The sequence below is a fragment of the uncultured Sphaerotilus sp. genome (genome assembly GCF_963924895.1).
Classification (GTDB): domain Bacteria; phylum Pseudomonadota; class Gammaproteobacteria; order Burkholderiales; family Burkholderiaceae_C; genus Sphaerotilus.
The window spans coordinates 208,099-233,499 of record NZ_CAWURG010000003.1; the positions used below are offsets into that span (position 1 = coordinate 208,099).

At 69.6% G+C, this 25,401-nt stretch carries 25 protein-coding genes, 1 pseudogene and 2 riboswitches; of the genes and pseudogenes, 18 read left to right on the forward strand and 8 right to left on the reverse strand.

All coding sequences use genetic code 11. The features are described from left to right. Positions 1-350: 350 nt before the first annotated feature. Complete coding sequence (locus tag AABN02_RS01710; RefSeq protein ID WP_338413190.1) at positions 351-998, forward strand: 3'-5' exonuclease; 648 nt, start codon at positions 351-353, stop codon at positions 996-998. Here AABN02_RS01710 and AABN02_RS01715 read toward each other — a convergent pair. After that, positions 974-1,528 (reverse strand): PadR family transcriptional regulator, encoded by a 555-nt coding sequence (locus tag AABN02_RS01715; RefSeq protein WP_338413191.1) that lies wholly within the window; start codon positions 1,526-1,528, stop codon positions 974-976. The genes AABN02_RS01710 and AABN02_RS01715 overlap by 25 nt on opposite strands. Before the next feature lie 115 nt (positions 1,529-1,643). Here AABN02_RS01715 and AABN02_RS01720 point away from each other — a divergent pair. The 5 genes and pseudogenes from AABN02_RS01720 to gcvP all read left to right on the forward strand — a co-directional run. Beyond that, positions 1,644-3,662 (forward strand): annotated as a pseudogene (locus AABN02_RS01720) (NADPH-dependent 2,4-dienoyl-CoA reductase); the annotation flags it as partial. A gap of 111 nt (positions 3,663-3,773) precedes the next feature. Next, positions 3,774-4,160 carry a nuclear transport factor 2 family protein gene (locus AABN02_RS01725; RefSeq protein ID WP_338413218.1) on the forward strand — a complete coding sequence of 129 codons (387 nt, stop codon included), beginning with the start codon at positions 3,774-3,776 and terminating at the stop codon, positions 4,158-4,160. A 22-nt stretch (positions 4,161-4,182) separates the two neighbouring features. Beyond that, positions 4,183-4,288: riboswitch (glycine riboswitch) on the forward strand. Between the two features lie 12 nt (positions 4,289-4,300). Continuing rightward, a riboswitch (glycine riboswitch) is annotated at positions 4,301-4,440 on the forward strand. 59 nt (positions 4,441-4,499) lie between these two features. Then, entirely contained in the window at positions 4,500-5,633 is a 1,134-nt protein-coding gene (gene gcvT, locus AABN02_RS01730; RefSeq protein WP_338413192.1) for a glycine cleavage system aminomethyltransferase GcvT, read from the forward strand. 57 nt (positions 5,634-5,690) lie between these two features. Further along, positions 5,691-6,062 carry a glycine cleavage system protein GcvH gene (gene gcvH / locus AABN02_RS01735; protein ID WP_338413193.1) on the forward strand — a complete coding sequence of 124 codons (372 nt, stop codon included), beginning with the start codon at positions 5,691-5,693 and terminating at the stop codon, positions 6,060-6,062. A 102-nt stretch (positions 6,063-6,164) separates the two neighbouring features. Continuing rightward, the gene (gene gcvP / locus AABN02_RS01740) at positions 6,165-9,077 is read left to right on the forward strand and encodes an aminomethyl-transferring glycine dehydrogenase (protein WP_338413194.1); all 2,913 of its coding nucleotides are present in this window, start codon (positions 6,165-6,167) and stop codon (positions 9,075-9,077) included. 120 nt (positions 9,078-9,197) lie between these two features. Here gcvP and AABN02_RS01745 read toward each other — a convergent pair whose 3' ends face one another. The 3 genes from AABN02_RS01745 to AABN02_RS01755 are packed head-to-tail and all read right to left on the reverse strand — an operon-like array spanning position 9,198 to position 11,069. Further along, positions 9,198-10,076, reverse strand: a complete 879-nt coding sequence (locus AABN02_RS01745; protein ID WP_338413195.1) for an anti-sigma factor — start codon at positions 10,074-10,076, stop codon at positions 9,198-9,200. An 18-nt stretch (positions 10,077-10,094) separates the two neighbouring features. Beyond that, positions 10,095-10,652, reverse strand: coding sequence for an RNA polymerase sigma factor (locus AABN02_RS01750; protein WP_338413196.1), 558 nt, complete (start codon positions 10,650-10,652; stop codon positions 10,095-10,097). Positions 10,653-10,673: 21 nt separating this feature from the next. Continuing rightward, positions 10,674-11,069, reverse strand: coding sequence for a hypothetical protein (locus tag AABN02_RS01755; protein WP_338413197.1), 396 nt, complete (start codon positions 11,067-11,069; stop codon positions 10,674-10,676). Positions 11,070-11,193: 124 nt separating this feature from the next. Between AABN02_RS01755 and AABN02_RS01760 the strand changes: the two genes are divergently transcribed. From AABN02_RS01760 to AABN02_RS01785, 6 genes are all read left to right on the forward strand, one after another. Beyond that, the gene (locus tag AABN02_RS01760; RefSeq protein WP_338413198.1) at positions 11,194-12,279 is read left to right on the forward strand and encodes a low specificity L-threonine aldolase; all 1,086 of its coding nucleotides are present in this window, start codon (positions 11,194-11,196) and stop codon (positions 12,277-12,279) included. Positions 12,280-12,313: 34 nt separating this feature from the next. Further along, a complete protein-coding gene (gene ypfH, locus AABN02_RS01765) occupies positions 12,314-13,012 on the forward strand; it encodes an esterase (RefSeq protein ID WP_338413199.1) in 699 nt (232 codons plus the stop codon). A gap of 211 nt (positions 13,013-13,223) precedes the next feature. Beyond that, on the forward strand, positions 13,224-14,003 hold the full coding sequence (locus tag AABN02_RS01770; RefSeq protein ID WP_338413200.1) for a hypothetical protein: 780 nt from the start codon (positions 13,224-13,226) through the stop codon (positions 14,001-14,003). A gap of 20 nt (positions 14,004-14,023) precedes the next feature. Then, positions 14,024-14,407 carry a response regulator gene (locus AABN02_RS01775; protein ID WP_338413201.1) on the forward strand — a complete coding sequence of 128 codons (384 nt, stop codon included), beginning with the start codon at positions 14,024-14,026 and terminating at the stop codon, positions 14,405-14,407. A gap of 7 nt (positions 14,408-14,414) precedes the next feature. Continuing rightward, positions 14,415-14,684, forward strand: coding sequence for an STAS domain-containing protein (locus AABN02_RS01780; RefSeq protein WP_338413202.1), 270 nt, complete (start codon positions 14,415-14,417; stop codon positions 14,682-14,684). Between the two features lie 4 nt (positions 14,685-14,688). Beyond that, positions 14,689-15,177 carry a chemotaxis protein CheW gene (locus AABN02_RS01785; protein ID WP_338413203.1) on the forward strand — a complete coding sequence of 163 codons (489 nt, stop codon included), beginning with the start codon at positions 14,689-14,691 and terminating at the stop codon, positions 15,175-15,177. Between the two features lie 36 nt (positions 15,178-15,213). On the opposite strand, the gene aroC is transcribed toward AABN02_RS01785, so the two are convergent. Continuing rightward, positions 15,214-16,323 (reverse strand): chorismate synthase, encoded by a 1,110-nt coding sequence (aroC, locus tag AABN02_RS01790; RefSeq protein ID WP_338413204.1) that lies wholly within the window; start codon positions 16,321-16,323, stop codon positions 15,214-15,216. Positions 16,324-16,584: 261 nt separating this feature from the next. Between aroC and AABN02_RS01795 the strand changes: the two genes are divergently transcribed. Beyond that, on the forward strand, positions 16,585-17,040 hold the full coding sequence (locus AABN02_RS01795) for a chemotaxis protein CheW (protein WP_338413219.1): 456 nt from the start codon (positions 16,585-16,587) through the stop codon (positions 17,038-17,040). Positions 17,041-17,198: 158 nt separating this feature from the next. Continuing rightward, on the forward strand, positions 17,199-17,756 hold the full coding sequence (locus tag AABN02_RS01800) for a hypothetical protein (protein WP_338413205.1): 558 nt from the start codon (positions 17,199-17,201) through the stop codon (positions 17,754-17,756). Here the strand turns inward: AABN02_RS01800 and AABN02_RS01805 are convergent. Further along, complete coding sequence (locus AABN02_RS01805) at positions 17,747-18,226, reverse strand: CBS domain-containing protein (protein ID WP_338413206.1); 480 nt, start codon at positions 18,224-18,226, stop codon at positions 17,747-17,749. The genes AABN02_RS01800 and AABN02_RS01805 overlap by 10 nt on opposite strands. A 107-nt stretch (positions 18,227-18,333) precedes the next feature. On the opposite strand from AABN02_RS01805, the gene AABN02_RS01810 reads away from it, so the two are divergent. Both AABN02_RS01810 and AABN02_RS01815 read left to right on the forward strand, forming a co-directional pair. Then, the gene (locus AABN02_RS01810) at positions 18,334-19,644 is read left to right on the forward strand and encodes an O-acetylhomoserine aminocarboxypropyltransferase (RefSeq protein ID WP_338413207.1); all 1,311 of its coding nucleotides are present in this window, start codon (positions 18,334-18,336) and stop codon (positions 19,642-19,644) included. A 35-nt stretch (positions 19,645-19,679) separates the two neighbouring features. Next, a complete protein-coding gene (locus tag AABN02_RS01815) occupies positions 19,680-20,486 on the forward strand; it encodes an alpha/beta hydrolase (protein WP_338413208.1) in 807 nt (268 codons plus the stop codon). A 5-nt stretch (positions 20,487-20,491) separates the two neighbouring features. Here the strand turns inward: AABN02_RS01815 and AABN02_RS01820 are convergent, their stop codons facing one another. Then, positions 20,492-22,150, reverse strand: a complete 1,659-nt coding sequence (locus AABN02_RS01820) for a methyl-accepting chemotaxis protein (RefSeq protein ID WP_338413209.1) — start codon at positions 22,148-22,150, stop codon at positions 20,492-20,494. Positions 22,151-22,264: 114 nt separating this feature from the next. Beyond that, entirely contained in the window at positions 22,265-23,494 is a 1,230-nt protein-coding gene (locus tag AABN02_RS01825; RefSeq protein ID WP_338413210.1) for a YihY family inner membrane protein, read from the reverse strand. Between the two features lie 38 nt (positions 23,495-23,532). Between AABN02_RS01825 and AABN02_RS01830 the strand changes: the two genes are divergently transcribed. Next, the gene (locus AABN02_RS01830) at positions 23,533-23,961 is read left to right on the forward strand and encodes a DUF2069 domain-containing protein (RefSeq protein ID WP_338413211.1); all 429 of its coding nucleotides are present in this window, start codon (positions 23,533-23,535) and stop codon (positions 23,959-23,961) included. Positions 23,962-23,979: 18 nt separating this feature from the next. Beyond that, positions 23,980-25,401 (forward strand): FAD-binding oxidoreductase (locus AABN02_RS01835; protein ID WP_338413212.1); only part of this gene is annotated, 1,422 nt, incomplete at its 3' end.

A 25,401-nucleotide genomic window follows, 5' to 3' on the forward strand; every position in this document is an offset into this window, starting at 1 on the left:
CCGCCACGTCGTTCGGAGTCGTTCATCCGCTCGGCGCATCCGATGCCCAAGCGGTGACACCCTGGCGGCGACACATCGATTTACAAATGGACCCGCAGCACAGAACCGATCCGTACCGATGTTACGAACCACGCCCTACCATCGGCGCCGTCGTCGGACTTCTGCCCTGCCGCTGCACTGCGCATCGATTGCGGCCGCCTGCACCGCACTGCTCGGCGCGATGGCGCCACTGCACGCCACCGCCGCGGACGCCCCTCCCAGCGAACTCTCGCGCTACTGGGAACTCGACCCCGAGGACCAGCACGGCGGGTGCGGGCGTGATGTTCTCGCCGTTCTGAGATCATTGGTGGATGCCTGCTGCCGCCCACACCTCCGCCTCCCGCATCGCCGTCATCGACTTCGAGACCACCGGCATCTCGCCCCAGATGGGCGACCGCGCCACCGAGGTGGCCATCGTGCTGCTGGAAGCCGGCCGGGTGGTCGATCGCTACCAGAGCCTGATGTTCACCGGCGTCTACATCCCCGCCTTCATCAGCCAGCTCACCGGCATCACGAACGAGATGGTGCGCAGCGCGCCGACCGCGGTGCAGGTCATGTCGGACGCGGCCCGCTTCGTCGCCGGCGCGCCGATGGTGGCGCACAACGCCGCCTTCGACCGCAAGTTCTGGCAGGCCGAGCTGGCGCAGGCCGGGCTGGCCGCGCCGCACCCCTTCGCCTGCACGGTGATGCTGTCACGGCGCCTGTACCCGCACGCACCCAACCACAAGCTCGGCACGCTGGTCGATTTCCACCGCCTGCCCCGCACAGGTCAGGCGCACCGGGCGCTGGCGGATGCCGAGATGGCCGCGGCGCTGCTGGTCCGCATCCAGCAGGACCTGCGCGGCCCGGCCGGCACCGGCCGCGCCGACCACGACTGGCTGATGCAGGTGCAGGCCTGTCCAAAGGCCAAGCTCCCGCGGCTGCTGGGCCAGGCTCAGGCGTCGACGTCGCCCTGCTGACCGTCCAGCAGCGCCAGCATCTCCTCGCACCAGCGCAAATTGCCTTCCTCGTAGCGCAGGCCCTTCTGCAGGATCAGGTGCTGGATGGCCGCGGCACGGCTGAGCGGGCGGCCGGGCGGAAAGTCGCGCTGCGCCAGGGCGCGGTAGAGGTCGAGCCGCTCGGCGTGGCTGGCGATGCGCTGGCGCAGCTCAGTGCACAGGTCGATCTCGCCCAGCGCCGCCTCCGCCCGCAGCTTGACCGAGAGGTCGTCGCGCAGATCCGGCGGCGGTGTCGGCTCGGTGGCCCAGCGCGCCAGCTCTGCCCGGCCGGCGGGCAGCACCTCGTACAGCCGCTTGCGTGTCTTGCCCGCATCGGGCGCGGGCTGCGAGGCGATCCAGCCGGCGGCTTCCATGCGCGCGAGTTCGCGGTAGATCTGCTGGTGCGTGGCGTGCCAGAAGTAGCCGATGGACTTGTCGAAACGCCGCGCGAGGTCGTAGCCGGACGAGGCCTTCTCGATCAGCGAGGTGAGCACGGCGTGGGACAGGGACATGCGGCGCAGTCTACGGGCCTCGGGAAAACCATGCAACCCGTTGCATAGTCACGGCGGCCTGCCTACACTGCGCCCTCACTGCACCCTGCAACTGGTTGCATAGCAAGGACACGCCATGACAACGACCACCGCCTATCCCCACCTGCTCGCCCCGCTCGACCTCGGCTTCACCACGCTGAAGAACCGCGTACTCATGGGGTCCATGCACGTCGGGCTGGAGGAAGCGAAAGACGGCTTTGCCCGCATGGCCGCGTTCTACGCCGAGCGCGCCCGCGGCGGGGTCGGCCTGATCGTCACCGGCGGCATCGCGCCCAACGATGCCGGCCGCCCGATGCCTGGCGGCGCCTGCATGACGACGCAGGCCGAGGCGGACAAGCACAAGGTCGTGACACAAGCGGTCCACGACGCGGGCGGCAAGATCGCGATGCAGATCCTGCACTTCGGCCGCTACGCCTACCACCCCGAGCTGGTCGCCCCCAGCGCGCTGAAAGCCCCGATCAGCCCCTTCCGCCCCCGGGCGATGACGGGCGACGAGATCGAGCAGACCATCGAGGACTACGTCCGCGCCGCCGCCCTTGCGCAGAGCGCGGGCTACGACGGCGTCGAGATCATGGGCTCCGAGGGTTACCTGATCAACGAGTTCATCGCCGCGCAGACCAACCAGCGCGACGACGAGTGGGGCGGCGCCTACGAGAACCGCATCCGCTTCGCGCTGGAGATCGTGCGCCGCACGCGGGCGCGGGTCGGGTCGAACTTCATCCTGATCTTCCGGCTGTCGATGCTGGATCTGGTCGAAGGCGGCTCGACGCAGGCCGAAGTCATCCAGCTCGCCCAGGCGCTGGAGGCCGCGGGCGCGACGATCCTGAACACCGGCATCGGCTGGCACGAGGCGCGCATCCCGACCATCGCCACCAAGGTGCCACGCGCCGCCTTCGCCTGGGTGACCCAAGGGCTCAAGGGCAAGGTCGGCATCCCGCTGATCACCACCAACCGCATCAACACCCCCGAGGTCGCCGAGCAGATCCTGGCGGGCGGCATGGCGGACATGGTCTCGATGGCGCGGCCCTTCCTCGCCGACGCCGACTTCGTGCGCAAGGCCGCCGAGGGCCGGGCCGACGAGATCAACACCTGCATCGGCTGCAACCAGGCCTGCCTCGACCACACCTTCGGCGGCAAGATCACCTCGTGTCTGGTGAACCCACGCGCCTGCCACGAGACGATCCTGATCGAGCGGCCGGCCACGACGAAGGCCCGTGTCGCCGTGGTTGGTGCCGGGCCGGCGGGGCTGGCGTTCGCGACGACGGCGGCGCGGCGCGGCTTCGACGTGACACTGTTCGACGCGGGCAGCGAGATCGGCGGGCAGTTCAACATCGCCAAGCAGGTGCCGGGCAAGGAAGAATTCTTTGAAACGCTGCGCTACTTCGGCAAGCAGATCGCGCTCACCGGCGTGACGCTGAAGCTGAAACACCGCGTCGCCGCGCAGGAGCTGGTGGACGCCGGTTTCCAGCATGTCGTGCTCGCCACCGGCGTCACGCCGCGCACGCCCGACATCCCCGGCATCGACCATCCGAAGGTGGTCGGCTACCTAGACGTGCTGCGCGACAAGTGCGCGGTCGGGCACGACGTGGCGCTGATCGGGGCGGGCGGCATCGGCTTCGACGTGGCCGAGTACCTGCTGCACGAAGGCACCAGCCCGAGCCTCGACAAGGCCAAGTTCTTCGCCGAATGGGGCGTGGACACCGCGTATGCCAACCGCGGCGGCCTCACCCCGGCACACATCGAACCGAGCCCGCGCAAGGTGACGCTGCTGCAGCGCAAGGAGAGCAAAGTCGGCGACGGTCTGGGCAAGACCACGGGCTGGATCCACCGCACCTCGCTGAAGAACCGGCAGGTCGAGATGGTGCCCGGCGTGACCTACCGGCGCATCGACGACGACGGACTGCACATCACGGTCGGCGAGCGCGAGATGACGCTGCCAGTGGACACGGTCGTGCTGTGCGCGGGGCAGGATCCGCAGCGCGAATTGCAAGCCGCGCTGCAGGCGGCGGGCTGCAGCGTCCACCTGATCGGCGGCGCCGACGTGGCCGCCGAGCTGGACGCCAAGCGCGCGATCAAGCAGGGCACCGAGCTGGCGCTGGGCTTTGATCCTGCGGCGGCCGAGGCAAGCGCGCAGGCGGCACCCGTCGCCACGCTGTCCGAGCGCCTGCCGACTGCCGTGGCGAAGAGCCTCGCGCACTGGCACCGCATGGTCGCGCAGGGCGACCTGAGCGAACTCGGCGCGATCCTGCACCGCAAGGTGGTCTTCCGCTCGCCGATGGCGCACACGCCCTACCCCGGCGCGCAGGTGGTGCAACTGATCTTGTCCACCGTGGCCAAGGTGTTCGAGGACTTCACCTACCACCGCGAGATGGCCAGCGCCGACGGCCTGAGCGTGACGCTGGAATTCAGCGCCAGCGTCAACGGCAAGTCGCTCAAGGGCGTGGACCTGATCCAGTTCGATGCGGACGGCAAGATCACCGAGTTCGAGGTGATGGTGCGGCCGATGAGCGGGCTGCAGGCGCTCGGCGACGAGATGGGGCAGCGGCTGGCGCCGTACCTGGCCGCTTACAAAGCCGCGAAACCGGCCGCCTGAAACGGTGAATCTGCGGTTAAACTGCACGCCGCCAGGAGAGAGCCGCGCCCCCGAGCCGGCCGCCGAAGGCGCAGAGGCCCCTTGAAACCGGGTTTCGAACGCTCAGGCAAAAGGACTGGCAAACGTCGCCCGCAGGGCGGCGTCACCTCACTGGAGAGAGACCGCGCGCTGCGTCGACCCACAGGTCAGCAGCGATCGCGGTCCACCGAAGGGGCAAGCGCGGCACCGGCCACACCGGGGCCGCGTCAATCTCTCAGGTAAAGCGGACAGCGAGGGCACCACCACCGACCATCGGTGGACCGATCCTTTCAAGATCCGTTGCCCTTCGAGAGCCTGTCCATGACCGCCGACGCCACCCCCTCCTCGCCGCTGCTGCAGACGCCGCTGCACGCACTCCATCTGGAACTCGGTGCCCGCATGGTGCCCTTCGCCGGCTACGCGATGCCGGTGCAGTACCCCGCCGGCATCATCGCCGAGCACCGCCAGTGCCGCGACTCGGCCGCGCTGTTCGACGTGTCACACATGGGCCAGTTGCGCCTGGTCGGGCCGGACGCCGCCGCCGCACTGGAGACGCTGGTGCCGCAGGACATCCAGGATCTGCCGATCGGCAAGCAGCGTTACGCCTTCTTCACGAACGAGGCGGGCGGCCTGCTCGACGACCTGATGGTCACACGCCGGGCGGACGACCTCTTCCTCATCGTCAATGCGGGCTGCAAGGACGCAGACACACGCCACCTCGTCGAGCGCATCGGCGGACGCTGCCAGGTCATCCCGATGCCGGACCACGCGCTGCTGGCCCTGCAGGGTCCGAAGGCAGCCGAGGCGCTGGCACGGCTGGACGCGGGTGTCGCCGCGCTGACCTTCATGTCCGGTGGCACGTTCACGCTGGCCGGCGCCGAGTGCTTCATCACCCGCTCGGGCTACACCGGCGAGGACGGTTTCGAGATTTCCGTGCCGGCAGCGCAAGCCGAGACGCTGGCCCGCGTCCTGCTCGCATTGCCCGAAGTGGCCCCCGCCGGTCTCGGCGCCCGCGACACGCTGCGCCTCGAAGCGGGTCTGTGCCTCTACGGCCACGACATCCACACCGCGACCACCCCGGTGGAAGCCGGCCTGACCTGGGCGATCCAGAAGGTGCGCCGGCCCGGCGGTGCGCGGGCGGGCGGCTATCCCGGCGATGCCACTGTCGGCGCGCAGCTCACCCACGGCGCCACCACCAAACGCATCGGCCTGAGCGGGCTGGAGCGCACCCCCGTCCGCGAAGGCGCCCCCCTCATCGATGCTGATGGCCAGCCCGTCGGCCGCGTCACCAGCGGTACCGTCGGACCGACCGTCGGCCAGCCGATCGCGATGGGCTACGTCGCCGCCACGCACGCGGCGGTCGGCACCGCGCTGTTCGCTGAAGTCCGTGGCAAGCGCGTACCGATGCAAGTCGCCGCGATGCCCTTCGCGCCTCACCGATACTTCCGCGGCTGATCACACCGATCACACCGCAACGCACCCCACATCCCCATTTTTCGCTGGAGCTTTCCCATGTCCCTCAAGTTCACCGCCGACCACGAATGGATCAACGCCGCCGACACCACCGCTGCCGTGGTGGGCATCACGGTCCACGCCCAGGATGCCCTGGGTGACGTGGTGTTCGTGGACCTGCCCGCCGTCGGTACCAGCTTCGCGCAGGGCGACGTCGCTGGCGTGGTCGAGTCGGTCAAGGCCGCCGCCGATGTCTACGCCCCGCTGTCGGGCGAAGTCACCGAAGTCAACGAAGCCCTGCGCGACGACCCCTCGCTGGCCAACACCGACCCGCTGGGCGCCGGCTGGTTCTTCAAGATGAAGCTCAGCGAGCCGTCGCAGCTCGACGCGCTGATGGACACCACCGCCTACGACGCCCTCACCCAGGGCTGATCCACCCCCGCCGACCACGCCGTCCGACCGCGCCCCCGCCCGGTCGCGGCCGCGCCTTTGTCTGAACCGCCAGAACAACCGCTGCCCCGAAGCCCCGCCGCCATGCCACACACCGCCCTGCCCCGCCTCGCCGATCTGGAAAACGCCAGCGAATTCACCGCCCGCCACATCGGCCCGGACGCGGCCGACGAGGCGCGCATGCTGGCGGCCATCGGCCCGGCCAGCCGCCGCGCGCTGATCGACGCCATCATCCCGCGCGCGATCGCCCGCCCCACGCCGATGGACCTGCCCGCTCCGCTGAGCGAGGCGCAGGCGCTGGCCGAACTCAAGGCCCTGGCATCGCAGAACCGCGTGCTGACCAGCCACCTCGGCTGCGGCTACTTCGGCACGCTGACACCCGGCGTCATCCTGCGCAACGTGCTCGAAAACCCCGCCTGGTACACCGCCTACACGCCCTACCAGGCCGAGATCAGCCAGGGCCGCATGGAGGCGCTGGTCAATTTCCAGACGATGGTCACCGACCTGACCGGCATGGCGATCGCCAACGCCTCGATGCTCGACGAGGCCACCGCCGCCGCCGAGGCGATGACGCTGGCCGCCCGCGTGGGCAAGTCGAAGGCCACGCGCTTCGTCGTCGCCCACGATGTGCTACCGCAGTCGCTCGAAGTCATCCGCACCCGCGCCAAGCCGCTGGGCATCACGGTCGACCAGGTCCACGCGACCGAGATCGCCGCGTCGCTGGCCGCCGCGCCCGCGTTCGCCGTGCTGCTGCAATACCCCGGCGTCAACGGCCAGCTCCGTGACCTGAAGCCGATCATCGACGCCGCGCACGCCGCGGGCGCCATGGCCATCGTCGGCGCGGACCTGCTGGCGCTGACGCTGCTGGTCTCGCCGGGCGAACTCGGCGCAGACATCGCATTCGGCTCGACCCAGCGCTTCGGCATGCCGATGGGCGCCGGCGGCCCGCACGCAGCCTATCTGGCCACGCAGGACGCCTTCAAGCGCTCGCTGCCCGGCCGTCTGGTGGGCGTGAGCATCGACAGCCACGGCGCGCCCGCCTACCGCCTGTCGCTGCAGACCCGCGAGCAGCACATCCGCCGCGAGAAGGCCACCTCGAACATCTGCACCGCGCAGGTGCTGCCCGCCGTCGTCGCCAGCCTGTACGCGGTCTACCACGGCCCGGTTGGCCTGAAGCGCATCGCGCAGCGCGTGGCCGTGCTGACCGCCATCCTCGCCGAAGGGCTGAAGGTGATGGGCTGGCGCCTGCTGCACGACACCGCCTTCGACACGCTGCATGTCGAGGCGGGCGAACGCCGGGATGCGCTGATGGCCGCCGCCGTCGCCTCCGGCCGCAACCTGCGCGCCGCCAGCATCGACACGCTGGGCATCAGCCTGGACGAGACCAGCACCCGCGCCGATGTCGAGGCGCTGTGGACGGTCTTCGCGCAAGGCAGCGTCACGCCGACCATCGCCCAATACGCCGACACGGTGACGCCGATGATCCCGGCTGCGCTGCAGCGCACCAGCGACTACCTGACGCACCCGGTCTTCAACGCCCACCACAGCGAGACTGAGATGCTGCGCTACATCCGGTCGCTGTCCGACAAGGACCTGGCGCTGGATCGCAGCATGATCCCGCTGGGTTCCTGCACGATGAAGCTCAATGCGACCTCGGAGATGATCCCGATCACCTGGCCCGAGTTCGCGCACATCCACCCCTTCGCGCCCGCCGAGCAACTCACCGGCTACGCCGCGCTGAACACGCAGCTCACCGGCTGGCTGGCACAGGCCACCGGCTACAGCGGCATCAGCCTGCAGCCCAACGCAGGCTCGCAGGGCGAATACGCCGGCCTGCTCGCCATCATGGGCTGGCACGCCTCACGCGGCGACGCCCACCGCAAGGTCTGCCTGATTCCGGAAAGCGCCCACGGCACCAACCCGGCCTCGGCGCAGATGGCCGGGATGCAGGTGGTCGTCGTGAAGTGTGAAGCGGGCGGCAACGTCGATCTGGACGACCTGCGCGCCAAGTGCGCCAAGCACGCCGCCGATCTGGCCGCGATCATGATCACCTACCCGTCCACCTACGGCGTGTTCGAGCCGCAGGTGCGCACGCTGTGCGAGATCGTGCACGCGCACGGCGGACGGGTCTACGTGGACGGCGCGAACATGAACGCGCTGGTCGGGCTGGCCGCACCGGGCGAGTTCGGCGGCGACGTGTCGCACCTGAACCTGCACAAGACCTTCTGCATCCCGCACGGCGGTGGCGGGCCGGGCGTCGGGCCGGTGTGCGTCGTCGAGGATCTGGTGCCCTTCCTGCCGGGCCATGCGACGGCGGGTGATGTGCGCGAAGGTGGGGTGGGCGCCGTGTCGGCCGCGCCGCTGGGCAACGCGGCGGTGCTGCCGATCTCGTGGATGTACATCCGCATGATGGGCGCGGACGGCCTGAAGTCGGCGACCGAAATCGCCATCCTGAGCGCCAACTACATCGCCGCCCGGCTGGCCGACCACTACGACATCCACTTCAGCGGCGGCATCGACGGCGTGAAGGGCGGCGGTGTGGCGCACGAATGCATCCTCGACCTGCGCCCGCTCAAGGACTCGTCCGGCGTCAGCGCCGAGGACGTGGCCAAGCGCCTGATCGACTACGGCTTCCACGCGCCGACGCTGAGCTTCCCCGTCGCCGGCACGCTGATGGTGGAGCCGACCGAGAGCGAACCGCTGGCCGAGCTGGACCGCTTCTGCGACGCGATGATCGCCATCCGCGGCGAGATCGCGCAGGTCGAATCCGGCGCCTGGCCGCGCGAGGATAACCCGCTGAAGAACGCCCCGCACACGGCGGCCAGCCTGCTCGCCAACGACTGGGGCCATGCCTACGCCCGCGAGACCGCCGCCTATCCGGTGGCGAGCCTGCGGCGCGGCAAGTACTGGTCGCCGGTCGGCCGCGTGGACAACGTCTACGGGGATCGCAATCTGTTCTGCTCGTGCTTGCCGGTGGGCGACTACGCCGGGGAGTGAGCGCAGCGACCGGCGTCGCTCCACCTCCCCGTCATGCCCGCGCAGGCGGGCACCCACGCAGGTCGCCAACGGTGGCTGGACTGCGTGGGTCCTCGCATGCGCGAGGATGACGGAGGTCGGTCACGGGGCGGAGGCTGCCGAGGGCGGGGCCGTGAGCTGGTGGTACACCGCTTCGGCCACGGCCTGCAGCTGCGGCCGCGCGACCCGGCCCGACAGCGCGTAACCGAAGCCGTCCTCGACCCAGTAGAAGACCTCGACATCGCCTTCCCGGGCGACCCGGAAGGCGGTCAGCGTGTCGGCGGGCATGGTCCCGGCCGGCGCGGCGCGGCGCACGTAGAGCGTCAGCCGGGCGCCCGCCGCGTTCTGGTACATGAACTGCGCGACCGGCCCTTCCCCCGCCGCGAGCAGGCGCCCGCCCAGCAGCTCGTAGCCCAGTGGCGCGAGTTGCGGCGCGTGCAGCGGCGTGCCGAGCCGCTTCGACAGCCAAGCGACGAGGTGGTCCGCCTGCCGGGCATCGACCTCGACCGGATGGCGCTGCTCGGGCGTGTAGACGGCGTGCGCCAGCGCGGCGTCGTGGACGAACCGGCCGGAGGCCGCGGCCGTCTCGCTGACGGCCGGTCCGCCCTGTCCAAGCCGATAGCCCAGACCACCGCCCACGGCGAGTCCGACCAGCCCGAACACCAGCGCGGCGGTGGCGGCGCGACCCGAGCCGGCGCGCGACCACAGACGCCAGCGGCTCGCGTTGCCCAACGGCGGCAGCGGTGACACCGGCGGCGCTGCATCCCCCTGCGCGGCGCGGACCAGCCGCAGCGGCAACGGTTCGTTGAGCACGTCGTCGAAGCCCAGGTGCAGCGCCTGGTTCAGCGACTGCCACTGGCGCACCTGCGCCGCCTCGTCCGGATGCGCGGCCAGCCAGGCCTGCACCGCCAAGCGCCGATCGGGCGGCAGGCGGCCGTCGGCGTAGGCGTGCAGTTCGTCGGCTTGAACGTCAGCGTCCATGTTGTTCACTTGAGCACGTCACTTGACCACTTTCCAGCCAGCCGCCACGCCCGGCCGCGGCGTAGCCACCGGGTGCGACAGGGCCACCCGCATCGCCGCCCGCGCCCGCGACAGCCGCGACATCACGGTGCCCACCGGCACATCGAGCACGGCGGCCGCCTCGGCGTAGCTGAAGTCCTCCAGCCCGACCAGCAGCAGCACCTCGCGCTGCGGCAGCGGCAGGCCCGCCAGCGCTGCGTGGATGTCGCGCAGCGCCAGCGTCTCCAGTTGCCCGCCGCTGACGGAGGGCAGCGCGGGATCGTCCAGCATGTCGTCAAGCGGATCGGTGGCCAGGTGGTGCTGGCGCCGCTGGTTCACGTGGACGTTGTGCATCAGCGTGAACAGCCAGGCCCGCAGCCGCTCGGACGGATCCGCCGGGTCGCCTTCAACCGGCGCGCGCCACTGGTGCAGCCGCGCCCAGGCGCGCTCCAGCGTGTCCTGCACCAGATCGTCGGCGCTGGCGGCGTCGCCCGTCAGCGCACGCGCATACCGCCGCAGGCGCGGCAGGTGCACGATCAAGTCCGGCGGATCGGCCAAAGCGACGGATGGCGGCCTGGTTCAGGGACGGGCGATGTGCCAGATGCTGTTGACGCCGTCGCCGGTGGTGTCGCCGGCCTTCATGTCCTTGACCCAGGTGTAGAGCGGCTGACCCTTGTAGGCCCACTGGCGCGTGCCGTCGTCGCGGGTGACGACGCTGTAGTCGCCGCGGGGCTTGGCATCGGCCGGGGCCATCAGCGGCGGCCAGTTCTTGGCGCAGGGGCCGTTGCAGGCGCTGCGGCCGGCGGCGTCCTTGTCGAAGGTGTAGAGCGTCATGCCGGCCGCGTCGGTCAGCATGCCGCCGGCGGTCATGGCGGGTGGCGGCGGCGCCATCATCGCGCAGGCCCCCAGCACCAGCGTGGCCGAGACGGTGAGCGCGAGGCTGACACGTCGGATCGAGGAAGGAATCAAGGTCATGGCGTCATCTCCTGGTTGGTCGAACGGGTGGAGCCGGCAGAGGCCAGCCCGCACCAGGGTGAACACAGCATGCACCCGGTTCATTCCAGCGTTCATCAAATAAACAGCGCGACAATCCCGCCCCATGAGCACCCCGTACCCCGCCCCGTCCGAAACCACGCCGCCCCGCCAGCAGTTCGCCAGCGACAACTACGCCGGCATGTGCCCGAACGCCGCGCGCTGGTTCATGGAAGCGCAGACCAGCGGCCACGAACCCGCCTACGGGGACGACCGCTGGACACACGAGGTCTCGGAGCGGCTGCGTGACCTGTTCCAGACCGACTGCGACGTCTACTTCGTCTTCAACGGCACGGCGGCCAACTCGCTGGCGCTGGCCTCGCTGTGCCAGAGCTACCACTCGGTGATCTGCACGCCGGTCGCGCACATCGAGACGGACGAGTGCGGCGGGCCGGAGTTCTTCTCCAACGGCTCCAAGCTGCTGACCGCCGAGGGCGAGAGCGCTTCTGCCAAGCTCGGCAAGCTGACGCCCGACGCCGTGGAGACGCTGGTCACGAAGCGCAACGACTTGCACTACCCCAAGCCCAAGGTGGTGAGCCTGACGCAGGCCACCGAACTGGGCACCGTCTACAGCGTCGAGGAAGTCCGCGCCATCGCCGCCATTGCCAAGCGCCGCCACTTGAAGGTGCACATGGACGGCGCCCGCTTCGCCAACGCGGTCGCCACGCTGGGCTGCCACCCGAGCGACATCACCTGGCGCGCTGGGGTCGATGTGCTGTGTTTCGGCGGCACCAAGAACGGGCTGCCGATCGGCGAGGCGGTGGTGTTCTTCGACCGGGCGCTCTCGGAAGACTTCGCCTACCGCGTCAAGCAGGCGGGGCAACTGGCCTCGAAGATGCGCTTCATCTCGGCGCCCTGGCTCGGCCTGCTCGAAAACGACACCTGGCTGGCCAACGCCCGCCACGCCAACGCGATGGCGCAGCGGCTGTACCGGGCGCTGGAGGGTGTGGCCGGGGTCGAGCGCCTGCACGCCCCGCAGGCCAACGCCGTGTTCGCCCGCCTCTCGCCCGCGGCCATCGCCCGGGTGCAGGCCAAGGGCTGGCGCTTCTACCAGTTCATCGCGGGCGGCGGCTGCCGCTTCATGTGCTCGTGGGACACGACGCCTGAGTCGGTGGACGCCTTCGCCGCCGACATCGTGCAGGCCTGCGCCTGATCTGCTTTCGCTTCCGCTTCACCAAGGATTCCCCATGACCGCTCGCCTGATGCAGAGCCTGCCGGACTCCGGCGCGCCCGCCCAACTCTTCATCCTGCTGCACGGCGTCGGCGCCTCGGCCGACGATCTGGTGCCGCTGGCCAAGGTGCTGCGCCAGTCCTTCCCGCAGGCGGCGCTGCTGCTGCCGGACGGCTTCGAGCCCTTCGACGCGGCCCCCACCGCGCAGGGCCGCCAGTGGTTTTCCGTCGTCGGCGTGACGGAGGAGAACCGCGCCGAGCGCGTGCAGGCCGTGGTGCCGACACTGATCGACTGGGTACGCGGCCACCAGCAGCGCCTCGGCGTGGGTTCGGCAGCGACCGCGTTGGTCGGTTTCTCGCAGGGCAGCATCGTGTCGCTCGAAGCGGCCGTGGCGGCGCCGGATCTGGTCGGGCGGGTGCTGGCGTTCTCGGGCCGCTTCGCGCAACTGCCTGAGGCCGCCCCGCCGCTGACTACTTTCCACTTCTTCCACGGCGGGCAGGACAGCGTCATCCCGGCGCAGCAGTCGACCACCGCCTTCGAGCACGTGGCGGCGCTGGACGACGGCGATGCGACGCTCGACATCGCCGAGGAAGTCGCGCACGAGCTGCACCCGGCGCTGCTGGAGCGGGCCATCTTCCGGCTCACGCACCACGTGCCGCCGCGGCTGTGGCGCGAAGCGATGAGCCTCGCCGGCGCACCGACCGGTGCGGCCTGACCGCCAGCCGCCGGAGGTTCCCCCGGACATCGACCCGGGCTGAACTGCCCTTCAATTGCTCCTGAATTTCGGGGATTGCGCAAGGCGGACAGACGCGACAGTGGGGACTCTGCACTCCACTTCGTCTGTCATCCCCATGCCGCTGCATCCCCGGTCAGACTGCGACACCGCCCCGACACCAGGCGCCCCCCCTCTCGGTGAGGGTCCCCGCATGATGGTCGCCGAGGTGGTGCCCGTGTGGCAACGCCACGTCGAAGCTTCGCGCGCGGCCGTCGAAAACGGCATCGGCGACCTGCTGGAATCGTTCTCGCGGCTGTGCGATGGCGTCATGGCCGCCAGCCAGCACACGCCCGGCCCCGACGGCGCCGCCGCCGTGTCCATCGCGGACGTGCAGGCCCGCCAGGACGCCGTGCTGACCCGCATGCTCGACGAGACCGGCGTCACCCACCAGCGGCGCGAGCAGCTGCTCGCCCAGCTGGCCGAATCCCTGTTGCAGCTCGATGCGATCGAGGCCGACCTGCGCAGCAGCCTCGCCCCGGACGCCACACCCCTGCTGCGGCTGGAAGACTCGCGCGCGGCGCTGGCGCTGCTGTCGCAGCAGGTCGCGTCCGACACGCGCGGCGACCATGAACGCCAGGAGCACGCCCTCGTCGAGGCCCGGCAGGCGCTCGTCACGCTCACCATCGAACGCACGCCCCCGGAGGCGGCGGCCTGTGCCCTGCAATCGCTGAGTGCGCGCATCGAGAAGGATCTGGAGCGCGTGCTGGTCGGCATGCAGTTCCAGGACCGGTTGAACCAGACGCTGACCAATGTCACCAGCGACATGCAGCGCTTCACCGAGTGGATGCGATGCAACGAGCACGCCAGCCACGCCGATGCGATGCACTGGCTGTCCGAGCTGGAACGTTCCTACACGATGCAGGAACAGCGCGCTCGCCACAACGACCAGGCCAGCACTGGCGCATCCGGCGGCAGCGTCGAGTTTTTCTGATTCAGACCGAGGACCCTTCCATGAACACGCCCCTCCACGCCGGCAAGACCATTCTGGTGATCGACGATTCGAGCAGTTTCCGAACGGTCGTCAAGCTGGCGCTGCAGAAGGCGGGCTACGCGGTGGTGGAAGCCGTGGACGGCGAAGATGCCGTGGCCCGGCTCGACACCCATCCGCCCGCCCTGATCGTCTGCGATGTCAACATGCCGCGCATGGACGGGCTGAGCTTCGCGCGCCACGTCAAGACCACGGCCGACCACCGCTTCACGCCCATCATCATGCTGACCACCGAGTCGCAGGACGCCAAGAAGGCCGAAGGACGCGCCGCAGGCGTGCGGGCCTGGATCACCAAGCCGTTCCAGCCCTCGCAGCTGGTGGACGCCGTGGCACGGCTTTGCCCGTGAGCGGACGATGGCCTTGTCGATCGACGGTGACCTGACCATCCGCCACGCGGCCCGGCGCCGCGAGCAGCTGCTCACCTGGCTGGCCGAGGCCGGCCCGGACGACGCACTGGACGTGGCGGGTGTGGCCGCGTGCGACTCGTCGGGTCTGCAGCTGCTGCTGGCGCTGCGCCTCAGCCGAGCCCGACAGGGCCGTGGTCTGGTGCTGTGCCATGCGCCGCCGGCGCTGGCGGAGCTGCTGCAGCGCTGCGGCCTGGACGGCACGCTGCCCCATGCCTGAGCCCATGCCCGATCCCACGCACCAGTACCTGCGCTTCGCCCTGGGCCAGGGCCGCTACACGATCGATCTGGCGCGGGTGAAGGAGATCCTGGAATTCGGCCCGCTGACCCCGGTGCCGATGGTGCCGGCCTTCGTCCGCGGCGTGATGAACCTGCGCGGCGCGGTCGTGCCGGTGATCGACCTCGGAGACCGCCTCGGCCTGGGCGCGGCCAGCATCGGACGGCGCTCCTGCATCGTGATGGTCGACCTCGCCGTGGAGACCCGGGACGAGCTGCCCGCCATGGGCGTGCTGGTCGACGCGGTGGACGAGGTGGTGGACGCGGATGAAGCCCACCACGAGCCGGTCCCGCCCCTGGGCACCGAGGTGGATCCCCGCTTCCTGCGCAGCCTGGTGCGGGTGCGCGGTGTCGCCACGCCGGAGCTGGATCTGTCCACGGTGCTGGACCCGGCCGCGCTGGCCCACCTCATGGCGGCCGGCAGCACCCGCCGCTGAACCGCGAACGGGCGCCCGCGACCGCGCCCTCGTCCGTCAGCCCGCTTCCGGCAGACGGCCCGGCAGCGGCTCGATCGGCAGCTCCACATCTCCGCACTGTGCCCGGTGGCGCAGCACATGGTCCATCACCACCAGCGCCAGCATCGCCTCGGCGATCGGCGTGGCACGGATGCCGACGCAGGGGTCGTGGCGACCGAAGGTCTCGACCGTCGCTGGCTCACCAGCCCGGTTGATGGAGTCGCGCGGGGTGCGGATCGAACTGGTGGGCTTGATGGCGATCGAGACGACCAGATCCTGCCCGGTCGAGATGCCGCCGAGCACACCACCGGCGTTGTTGCTGCGGAAGCCGGACGGGGTCATCTCGTCGCCGTGCTCAGTGCCGCGCTGGGCAACGGAAGCAAAGCCCGCACCGATCTCGACCCCCTTGACCGCGTTGATGCCCATCATGGCGTAGGCCACGTCGGCATCGAGCTTGTCGAACAGAGGGTCACCCAACCCGACCGGCATGCCGCGGGCGACCACCTGGATGCGGGCGCCGCAGGAGTCCCCCGCACGGCGCAGGTCGTCCATGTAGGTCTCCAGCGCCTCGATCTGCGAGGTGCCAGGGGCGAAGAAGGGGTTCAGCTGAATCTGCGTCTCGTCCTCGAACGGAATCGCGATCGGGCCGAGCTGGCTCATCCAGCCCAGGAAGGTCGTGCCGTGGCGGGCCTGCAGCCACTTCTTGGCCACGGCGCCGGCCGCCACCATCGGCGCCGTCAGCCGGGCCGACGAGCGCCCGCCGCCGCGCGGATCGCGCAGGCCGTACTTGCGCCAGTAGGTGTAGTCGGCGTGGCCGGGGCGGAAGGTGTCGAGGATGTTGCCGTAGTCCTTGCTGCGCTGGTCCGTGTTGCGGATGAGCAGGCAGATCGGCGTGCCGGTGGTCAGCCCCTCGTAGACGCCGGAGAGGATCTCGACCTGGTCCGGCTCGTTGCGCTGGGTGACGTGGCGGCTGGTGCCGGGACGGCGGCGGTCGAGGTCGGGCTGGATGTCGGCCTCGGACAGCGCCAGCCCGGGCGGGCAGCCGTCGATGACGCAGCCGATGGCCGGGCCGTGGCTTTCGCCGAAATTGGTGACTCGAAACAGGAGACCGAAAGTGCTGCCGGACATGGTGCGGATGGGTGACTGCTTGCGCTGGAGAAGATCGGTCGATTGTAGGCGGCCCTCCACGGCGAACTGGGCGGACTATGCCCCGCTGCTCCCGCCATCACCGCCACCGGCCGGGTCGAGAATCCCATGCATCGCACATCAAGGATCAAGATGAGCACGGCCCTCAAGCACCCGACATCCCCCCGGTCGACCACCAGCGGCGGAACTTCCACCACACAGCGCGGCGGCAACGCCGCGGCCAGTGCCGGTGACACCAGCCACATGCGCGGCGAGTACCTCACCTTCCGCCTCGGCCACGAGGAATACGGGATCGACATCCTCAAGGTGCAGGAAATCCGCTCCTACGAGGCTCCGACGCGCATCGCCAATGCCGCGTCGTGCTTCAAGGGGGTGGTGAACCTGCGCGGCGTGATCGTGCCGATCGTCGATCTGCGCATCAAGTTCGGCTGCGAGAGCGCCGAGTACAACGGCTTCACGGTGGTGATCGTGCTGAACATCCGCGGGCGGGTGGTCGGCGCGGTGGTCGACTCGGTGTCGGACGTGCTGGAGTTGCCCGGCGAGGCCGTGCGGCCCGCCCCGGAGATGGACACCAGCCAGGACACCAGTTTCATCACCGGCATCGCCAACCTGCAGGACCGCATGCTGATCCTGCTCGACATCGAACGCCTGATGGGCAGCAGCGACCTGGGACTCAGCTCGTCCAGCTCCGACATGTGAACAGAACCTGAATATTCCAGCCGCGAGTCCACCAGTGACTCGTTTCAGGCACGGTGCGTTAAGGGCACCGTGCCTTTTTTATGGCAAGGTCCCACCCAAGACATTTTGTTACCTTTGCATCATTGATGGATACAAGCTTGAATCGAATGGGAATTGCCATGTTTGTTGATCGCTTCCGACACATCTCCCTGCGGACCCGACTCGCCCTGGGGACCCTGCTTCCGCTGGGTCTGGCCACGGCGGGCGTCGCGGTGGCCTGGGTGCCGGCCGCGGCCAGCGCGGCCCATGCCACCCACTTCACGCTGCTGCTGTCCGCGGCGCTGCTGGGCCTGGCGATCGGGACGGGGCTGCTGCTGCTGCAGACCAACATCCGATCGCTCGAGCGGCCGCTGGAGGACGCCAGCCGGCTGACCCGGGCGCTGATGCATGGCCAGTACGGTGTCCGCGTCCGTGTGCACCGGCTGGACGAGACGGGCCAGCTGCTGGTCGCACTGGGGCAACTCGCTGATTACCTGGCGGTGGTGCTGCCGGAACCCGGCGACGAGGTGCCCGGCGGGACGCAGCACACCATCACGACGGCGGACTCCCTGGAGCGGATCGCCGCGCAGCTGCGCGAGCATGAAGACGTGTTCGCCACTCCGACCGAGGCAACCCCGAGCAAGGACTCGCCGGCACTGGCACCGGCGCACCTGCGTCTGGTGACGGTTCAGGCCTGATCGCGGACCGAATCGGTCGTGGTGGGTTCGGTCGCATCGGCCGGCCAGTCGCGGATGTAGGCCTTGAGCATGCGGTTCTCGAAGTCCTGGCTGTCGACCACGGCCTTGGCGACGTCGTAGAACGAGATCACGCCCATCAGCATGCGCGCGCTCATGACCGGCATGTAACGCGCGTGGCGCTCCAGCATCATGCGGCGCACTTCGTCGATCTCGGTGCCGGGCGTGCAGGTCAGCGGATGGTCGTCCATCACGCCGCGCACCAGCAGTTTGCCGACGACACCGCCATTGCGCACGATCGCCTGGATGACTTCCCGGAAGGTCAGCATCCCGGCCAGATCACCGTGCTCCATCACGACCAGCGAGCCGATGTCGTTCTCGGCCATGGCCGTGATCGCTTCGGCCAGCGGGTGGTCCGGGGTGACGGTGAAGAGCGTGTTGCCCTTGACACGCAGGATGTCGCTGACTTTCATGGTGACCTCTCGAAGGCTGGAATTCTGAAGACGGATGCGGGAACTACAGGATCTGTTGCGCCAATATAGCCCACAATGCGCGCAAAAATCACCCTGAGGAGCCCCCGATGGCCGGATACGCCGCCCCCGGATTCGACACCCTCGCGCTGCACGCCGGCAGCGCGCCCGACCCGGTCACCGGGGCCCGCGCCGTCCCGCTGCACCTGAGCACCTCCTTCGTCTTCGAGTCGGCCGAACACGCCGCCTCGCTGTTCAACCTGGAGCGCCCCGGCCACGTCTACAGCCGGCTGTCCAACCCGACCACCGCCGTGCTGGAAGAGCGCATCGCCGCGCTGGAAGGCGGCGTCGGCGGCCTGGCCACTGCCAGCGGACAGGCTGGGCTGATGCTGGCCATCACCACCCTGGCCGGCGCCGGCGACCACATCGTCGCCAGCAGTTCGCTCTACGGCGGCTCGCACAACCTGCTGCACTACACGCTGCCGCGCCTGGGCATCCGGACCACCTTCGTGCGCCCCGGCGACCACGACGCCTGGCGGGCCGCGATCCGGCCCGAGACCAAACTGCTGTTCGGCGAGACGCTCGGCAATCCGGGACTGGACGTGCTCGACATCCCCGCGCTGGCCCAGATCGGCCGCGAGCACGGCCTGCCGCTGCTGGTCGACGCCACGCTGACCACGCCCTGGCTGCAGCGCCCGCTCGATCTGGGTGCTGCGCTGGTCCTGCATTCGGCGACCAAGTTCCTCTGCGGCCACGGCACCGTCGTCGGCGGGCTGCTGGTCGATGGGGGCAACTTCGACTGGGACGCCGCCCATGCCCAGCACGGCCGCGCCGCGACGCTGTGCGAGCCCTACGACGGCTTCCACGGCATGGTGTTCACCGAGGAAAGCTCGGTCGGCGCCTTCGGATTGCGGGCGCGGCGCGAGGGTCTGCGCGACTTCGGGGCCTGCATGAGCCCGCACACCGCCTGGCTGATCCTGCAGGGCATCGAGACGCTGCCGCTGCGCATGGCGCGCCATGTCGAGAACACGCAGCGCATCGTCGAGTTCCTGGCAGGACAGCCGATGGTCGGCACCATCCGCCACCCGTCGCGGCCCGACCATCCGGACCACGCCCTGGCCGCGCGTCTGCTGCCCAAGGGCTGCGGCGCGGTGTTCAGCTTCGATCTGCAAGGCTCGCGCCGGCAGGGCCAGGCCTTCATCGAAGCGCTGGAGCTGTTCTCGCACCTCGCCAATGTGGGCGATGCCCGCTCGCTGGTGATCCACCCGGCCTCGACCACGCACTTCCGCATGGACGACGCGGCGCTGGCTGCCGCCGGCATCGGCCCCGGCACGATTCGGCTGTCGGTCGGTCTGGAAGACCCGGCCGACCTCATCGACGATCTCCAGCGCGCCCTCAAGGTGGCGCAGAAAGCCGCGTGATGGCCATGTCGATGCCACTGTCCACCCGATCCTCCATGGTCGCCTACACCGGCGGCAGGCCGTTCGATGCGGCCCTGCCCTGCGTCGTGTTCATCCACGGCGCGCTCAACGACCACAGCGTCTGGACGCTGGCCGCGCGCTGGTGCGCCCACCACGGCCACAGCGTGCTCGCCGTGGACCTGCCAGGACACGGGCGCAGTGCTGGCCCGGTACTGCCGGATGTCGAAGCGATGGCCGACGCCGTGCTCGCGCTGCTGGCCGAGCATGGCGTGCAGCGGGCGGCGCTGGTCGGCCACAGCATGGGCTCGCTGATCGCGCTGGAAGCCGCCAGCCGGGCCACGCCGGGGCTGATCAGCCACCTCGTGATGGTCGGTACCGCCTATCCGATGCGCGTCTCGCCTGCGCTGCTGGCCACTGCGGCCCAGGAGCCGCTGGCGGCCATCGACCAGGTGGTGACCTTCTCGCACGCGTCGATGGCCGCCAAGCCCTCCTACCCCGGGCCGGGTGCGTGGCTGCATGGCGTCAGCCGCGCGCTGATGCGGCAGGTGCTGGCGCGCGGTGCCGGCGTGGCGGGCATCGAACACAACCTGTTCCACCACGACTTCACCGCCTGCGACCGCTATGCCCATGGCCTGGAAGCAGCCGAACAGCTGCGCGCGGCCGGAGGCACCCGCTGCAGCCTCATCGTGGGCAACCGGGACCGGATGACCATGCCAAAGCAGGCCAACACGATCGCACAGGCCCTGGGTGCAACGGTGCACACGCTGCCGACCGCCGGCCACGCGCTGATGCAGGAAGACCCGGAAGGCCTGCTGGCCGCGCTGCGCCTGTCGCTGCGCTGAGCGATTCAGCGCGCCACGGCCGGGCGGCGCGCGGGCAAAACAGCCGGCTTCATCTGGCGGCGCAGGGCGACCGCCGAGGTGGCGGCCGCAGGGCGATCACGCGCGTCCATGCGGAAAATCCGGACCGCTTCGGACACCATCTCCGCCTGCGAGCCCACCGAACTGGCCGCGCTGCTCAGGTCCTGCACCAGCGAGGCGTTCTGCTGGGTGAGGGATTCCATGTTCGCCACGGCCTCGTTGATCTGCGAGATGCCGACCAGCTGCTCGGTGGCCCCGGTGCCGATGCCCCCCACCAGCGTGCTCATCTGGCGCACGGCCGCGAGGGCCTCGTCCATGCTGCTGCAGGCCAGGTCCGTCTGCTGGGTCCCGGCCTCCACCTTGCTGGCCGCGTCCTGGATCAGCTCCTTGATCTCCTGCGCTGCCACCGAGGTGCGCTTAGCCAGCTGGCGCACCTCGCCGGCCACCACGGCGAAGCCGCGTCCCTGCTCTCCCGCCCGGGCCGCCTCGACCGCCGCGTTCAGGGCCAGCAGATTGGTCTGCAGCGCGATCCCGTCGATGACCTGGACGATTTCCTGGATGCGGCGCGAGGCCTGGCTGATGGTCTGCATCGTCTCGGTCACGCGGTGCACGGCCGCCGTGCTGCGCGAGGTGATGTCCGCCGCCTGCAGGGCCATGCCGGCCACACCTTGGGCACTCTCTGCACTCTGGCGCACGGTGGCGGTGATCTGCGTCATCGACGCCGCGGTCTCCACCAGGCTGGACGCCTGGGACTCGGTGCGCTCGGAGAGTTCGAGGTTGCCGCGGGCCATTTCGCCCGCGGTGCCCCGCAACGAGTCGACCCCGGCGCGGGTGTCGCCGACGATCGCCAGCAGGTTGACGGCCAGCTGGTTGAGCGCCCGTTCCAGTTGTCCTGCCAGCCCCGGCTGGTCGGCGGGCAGACGGCGGCTCAGATCGCCCGCGGCCATGCGGTTGGCAAACTGGAGCAGGCGCTCCATCGGCTGCAGCGTCGTGAGCCCGATGCGCCAGGCGGCCAGCGCCGCCCAAGCCGCCACCAGCCCGGCCGCAGCCACCCAGGACAACACGCCCAGACTGCTGCCGGCCTGCGCCAGCTGACCCGCCACCACGCCACTCGCACCGCACCCCATGCACAGCAGCAGCAGCCTCGTGGACGGACGGACCGCCAGCCGGCGGCCGAGGCTGGCGGTCAGGCTGTCCAGCTCGACCCGGCCGCTGCGCAGCCGGTGCCGGCCCGCGCCACCCGACGAGTGCTCCGCCCGCATCGCGGCGTAGAGCTGCTCCGCCGCCTCGATCTGCTGGCGGCTGGCCTCCGTGCGCACCGACATGTAGCCCGCGGGCCGATCACCGTCGAACAGCGGCGTGACGTTGGCCATGACCCAGTAGTGGGCGCCGTTCTTGCGGCGGTTCTTGACCATGCCGGACCAGGGAGAGCCCGCCGAGATCGTCGCCCACATGTCGCGAAAGGCTTCTTCCGGCATGTCGGGATGGCGGATCAGGTTGTGGGGCTGGCCCAGCAGTTCCTCGCGGACAAAGCCGCTGACCTCGATGAACGCCGGATTGCAGTACAGGATGCGCCCCTGCAAGTCCGTGGTCGACACCAGCGCCCGCCCGGTCGGAAATGGATATTCGGCCTGGGTGACAGGCAAGTTGCTGCGCATTGGATACCCCCGCGGTGACACGCTCTTGTTTTGAATCCGTCCGAAGACGGTCTGGCAAGAGGGTAGGCAATCGCGGCGTCCCGGAATGGCAAAGTACACCGACTAACGCGGGGTAGTTTCAGGCGAAGACTCCCAGCCCAGCGCGTCGGACAAGCGCATGCTGGACAGGCCGGCATGGCGCCAGAACGCCTCGTCCTGCCAGCGCGCAGACAGCAGCAAGGCCTGCACCAGCGGCGCCACCGGCGTGCGGGCCGGGTCGACCAGCAGCACATGGCGCGCCAGCCCCGGCTCGGACAGGCTGCCGACCCAGTCGAGGCGCTGCAACTGCTCGACCACCGGATCGACCTGCAGCGGGTCCAGACGCAGCCGTTCGCACAGCTCGGCCAGTGCCACGCCGTGTGCGTCCGTCTGGCGGGCCTGGGCCAGTTCGCGCAGCACGGTCAGCGCGAGCATGAACCGCCATCCCGGCGTCACCGCGTGGCGCACCACCCGCATCTGCAGACTCGGCGCATAGGCCGCGATCACCGCGCCGAGCAGCACGATCACCCAGCCGAGGTAGATCCAGCTCAGCAGGATCGGCACCGCGGCAAACGCGCCGTAGATCGTGGTGTAGGTCGGCGCAAGGCCCAGGTACCAGGCCAGCCCGCGCTTGGCCAGCTCGAAGCCCAGCGCGACAAACACACCCCCGAGCGCCGCATGGCTCCACCGCACCTGCGTGTTGGGCACGAACTTGAACAGCGCCGACATGCCGGCCGCCATCAGCCCCAGCTCGATCAGGCCGAGCAGGAAGGACACGCCCCCCGGCAGGGCGTCGACCAGACCGCTGGACGCCGACACCGCGTACGAGGTCATCGACAGGCTCACCCCCAGCACCAGCGGCGCCAGCGTGGCGGTGGCCCAGTACACCAGCACACGCTGGGCGAGCGGCCGGGGCTGGCGCACCCGCCAGATGGCATTGAGGGAGCGGTCGATGGTCAGCAGCAGCGCCAGTGCCGTGAAGACCAGCACCACCAGACCGATCGTCCCGACCTGGCTGGCCTTGCTGGCAAACAGCGTGAGCTGCTTCAGCACGGGGCGGGCAATGGCGTCCGGCACCAGGTTCTGCAGGAAATACACCTCCAGCGCCTTGCGGAAATTCGCGAACATCGGGAAGGCGGTGAAGAGCGCGAAGGTCACCGTCGCCAGCGGCACCAGCGAGATCATGGTCGTGAAGGTCAGGCTGCCGGCCGTGATGCCGAGCCGGTCTTCACGAAAACGCTGGTGCAGGGTGCGCAGGGTGTCGAGCCAGGGCCAATGCTGAAGGGCGGCCCAGCGGCGGCTGAAGGGATTCATGATGGCTATCATGCCAAAGCTGAACCGATGACCCCACGATGACCGAACCTGTCCTGTCCACCTCCTCCCCCGCGGCCACACCCGCCCTCCCCGCCGGCATTCCCACGTCCGCGGTCCAGCGCAGCCGCTGGATCGCCTTCGTCTCCTGCCTGGCGCTCGTCGCGCTGGGCCTGCTCTGGGAGCTGGTGCTGGCACGCACCGGCAACGGCACGCTCGCCATCAAGGTGCTGCCGCTGGTGCTGGCGCTGCCGGGCCTGTGGCGCATGAGGCTCTACACCTACCGCTGGATGAGTCTGGCCGTCTGGCTCTATGCGGCCGAAGGGGCCGTGCGGGTCAACAGCGCGCCGGGCCCCGAGGTGCCGCTGGCCGCGGTCGAGCTGGTGCTCTCGGTGCTGCTGTTCACCGCCTGTGCCTGGCATGTGCGGGCGCGTCTCGCGGCGGGTCGGCTGGCCGCTGCGGCCACCTGACAAGCCGGAGCACGCTGCATGCCCCACCCGGACTCGCCGCTGATCGCGGCACTCCGCACCACCGTCGGCGCCGCCCATGTGCTGTGCGACGGCGATCTCGTGGCCTATGAGCGCGACTGGCGCAAGCGCTGGCACGGCCGCGCGCTGGCGGTGGTCCGCCCCGGCAGCACGGCCGAAGTGGCCGAGGTGATGCGCCTGTGCGCCCACCACGGCGTGGCCGTGGTGCCGCAGGGGGGCAACACCAGCCTGGTCGGTGGATCGGTGCCGGACGACAGCGGCACGCAGGTGCTGTTGAACCTGGGCCGCTTGAACCGGGTTCGCAGCATCGATGCCGCCAACCTGACGATGACGGTCGAGGCGGGCTGCGTGCTGCAGGCCGCACAGGACGCGGCCGCAGCGGCCGGGCTGCTGCTGTCGCTGAGCCTGGCCGCAGAAGGCAGCTGCACCATCGGCGGCAACCTCGCCACCAACGCCGGTGGCACGCAAGTGGTGCGCTACGGCAATGCCCGCGACCTGTGCCTCGGCCTGGAAGTGGTCACCGCGCAAGGCGAAATCTGGCACGGTCTAACCGGCCTGCGCAAAGACAACACCGGCTACGACCTACGCGACCTGTTCATCGGCAGCGAAGGCACGCTGGGCATCATCACCGCCGCCACGCTCAAGCTCTACCCCCAACCCGCCGCCCAACTCACCGCCTGGGCCGCTGTGCCCTCGCTGGACGCCGCCGTTTCACTGCTGGGCCTGGCGCACCAGCGCCTGAGCGCCAGTCTCACGGGCTTTGAGGTGATGGGACAATTTGCCCTCAGCCTGGTCCACAAACATTTTCCAACCCTGCGGGTGCCGCTGTGGTCGGAGTCGGCCTATTGCGTTTTGCTGGAGAACAGCGACAGCGAATCCGAAGCCCATGCCCGCAGCCAACTGGAGAGCCTGCTGGAGGCCGCTTTCGAGCAAGGTATCGTGAGCGACGCTGTGGTGGCCGAGAGCCTGGCCCAAGCCAACGGGTTGTGGCACATCCGCGAGAGCATTCCGCTGGCGCAGGCCGAAGAGGGCCTGAACATCAAACACGACATCAGTATCCCGGTCTCGCGCATCCCGGCGTTTTGTGCCGAAACCGATGCCTTGCTTCAAACGGAGATTTCTGGTGTGCGCCTGGTCAACTTTGGCCATCTGGGCGATGGCAATCTGCACTACAACGTGCAGGCACCTGAGGGCCTCGATGCGGCAGGTTTTTTGCGCGAACAAGAAGAACACGTCAACACGCTGGTGTTCCAGCAGGTGCTGAAATTCGACGGTTCCATCAGTGCCGAGCATGGCGTGGGCAGCCTCAAAGCCGGCAAACTGCCCGACTACAAAGACCCTGTAGCGCTCGCGATGATGCACTCGATCAAGCAGGCACTCGATCCGCACAACCTCATGAATCCTGGGCGCGTGCTGCAGGCG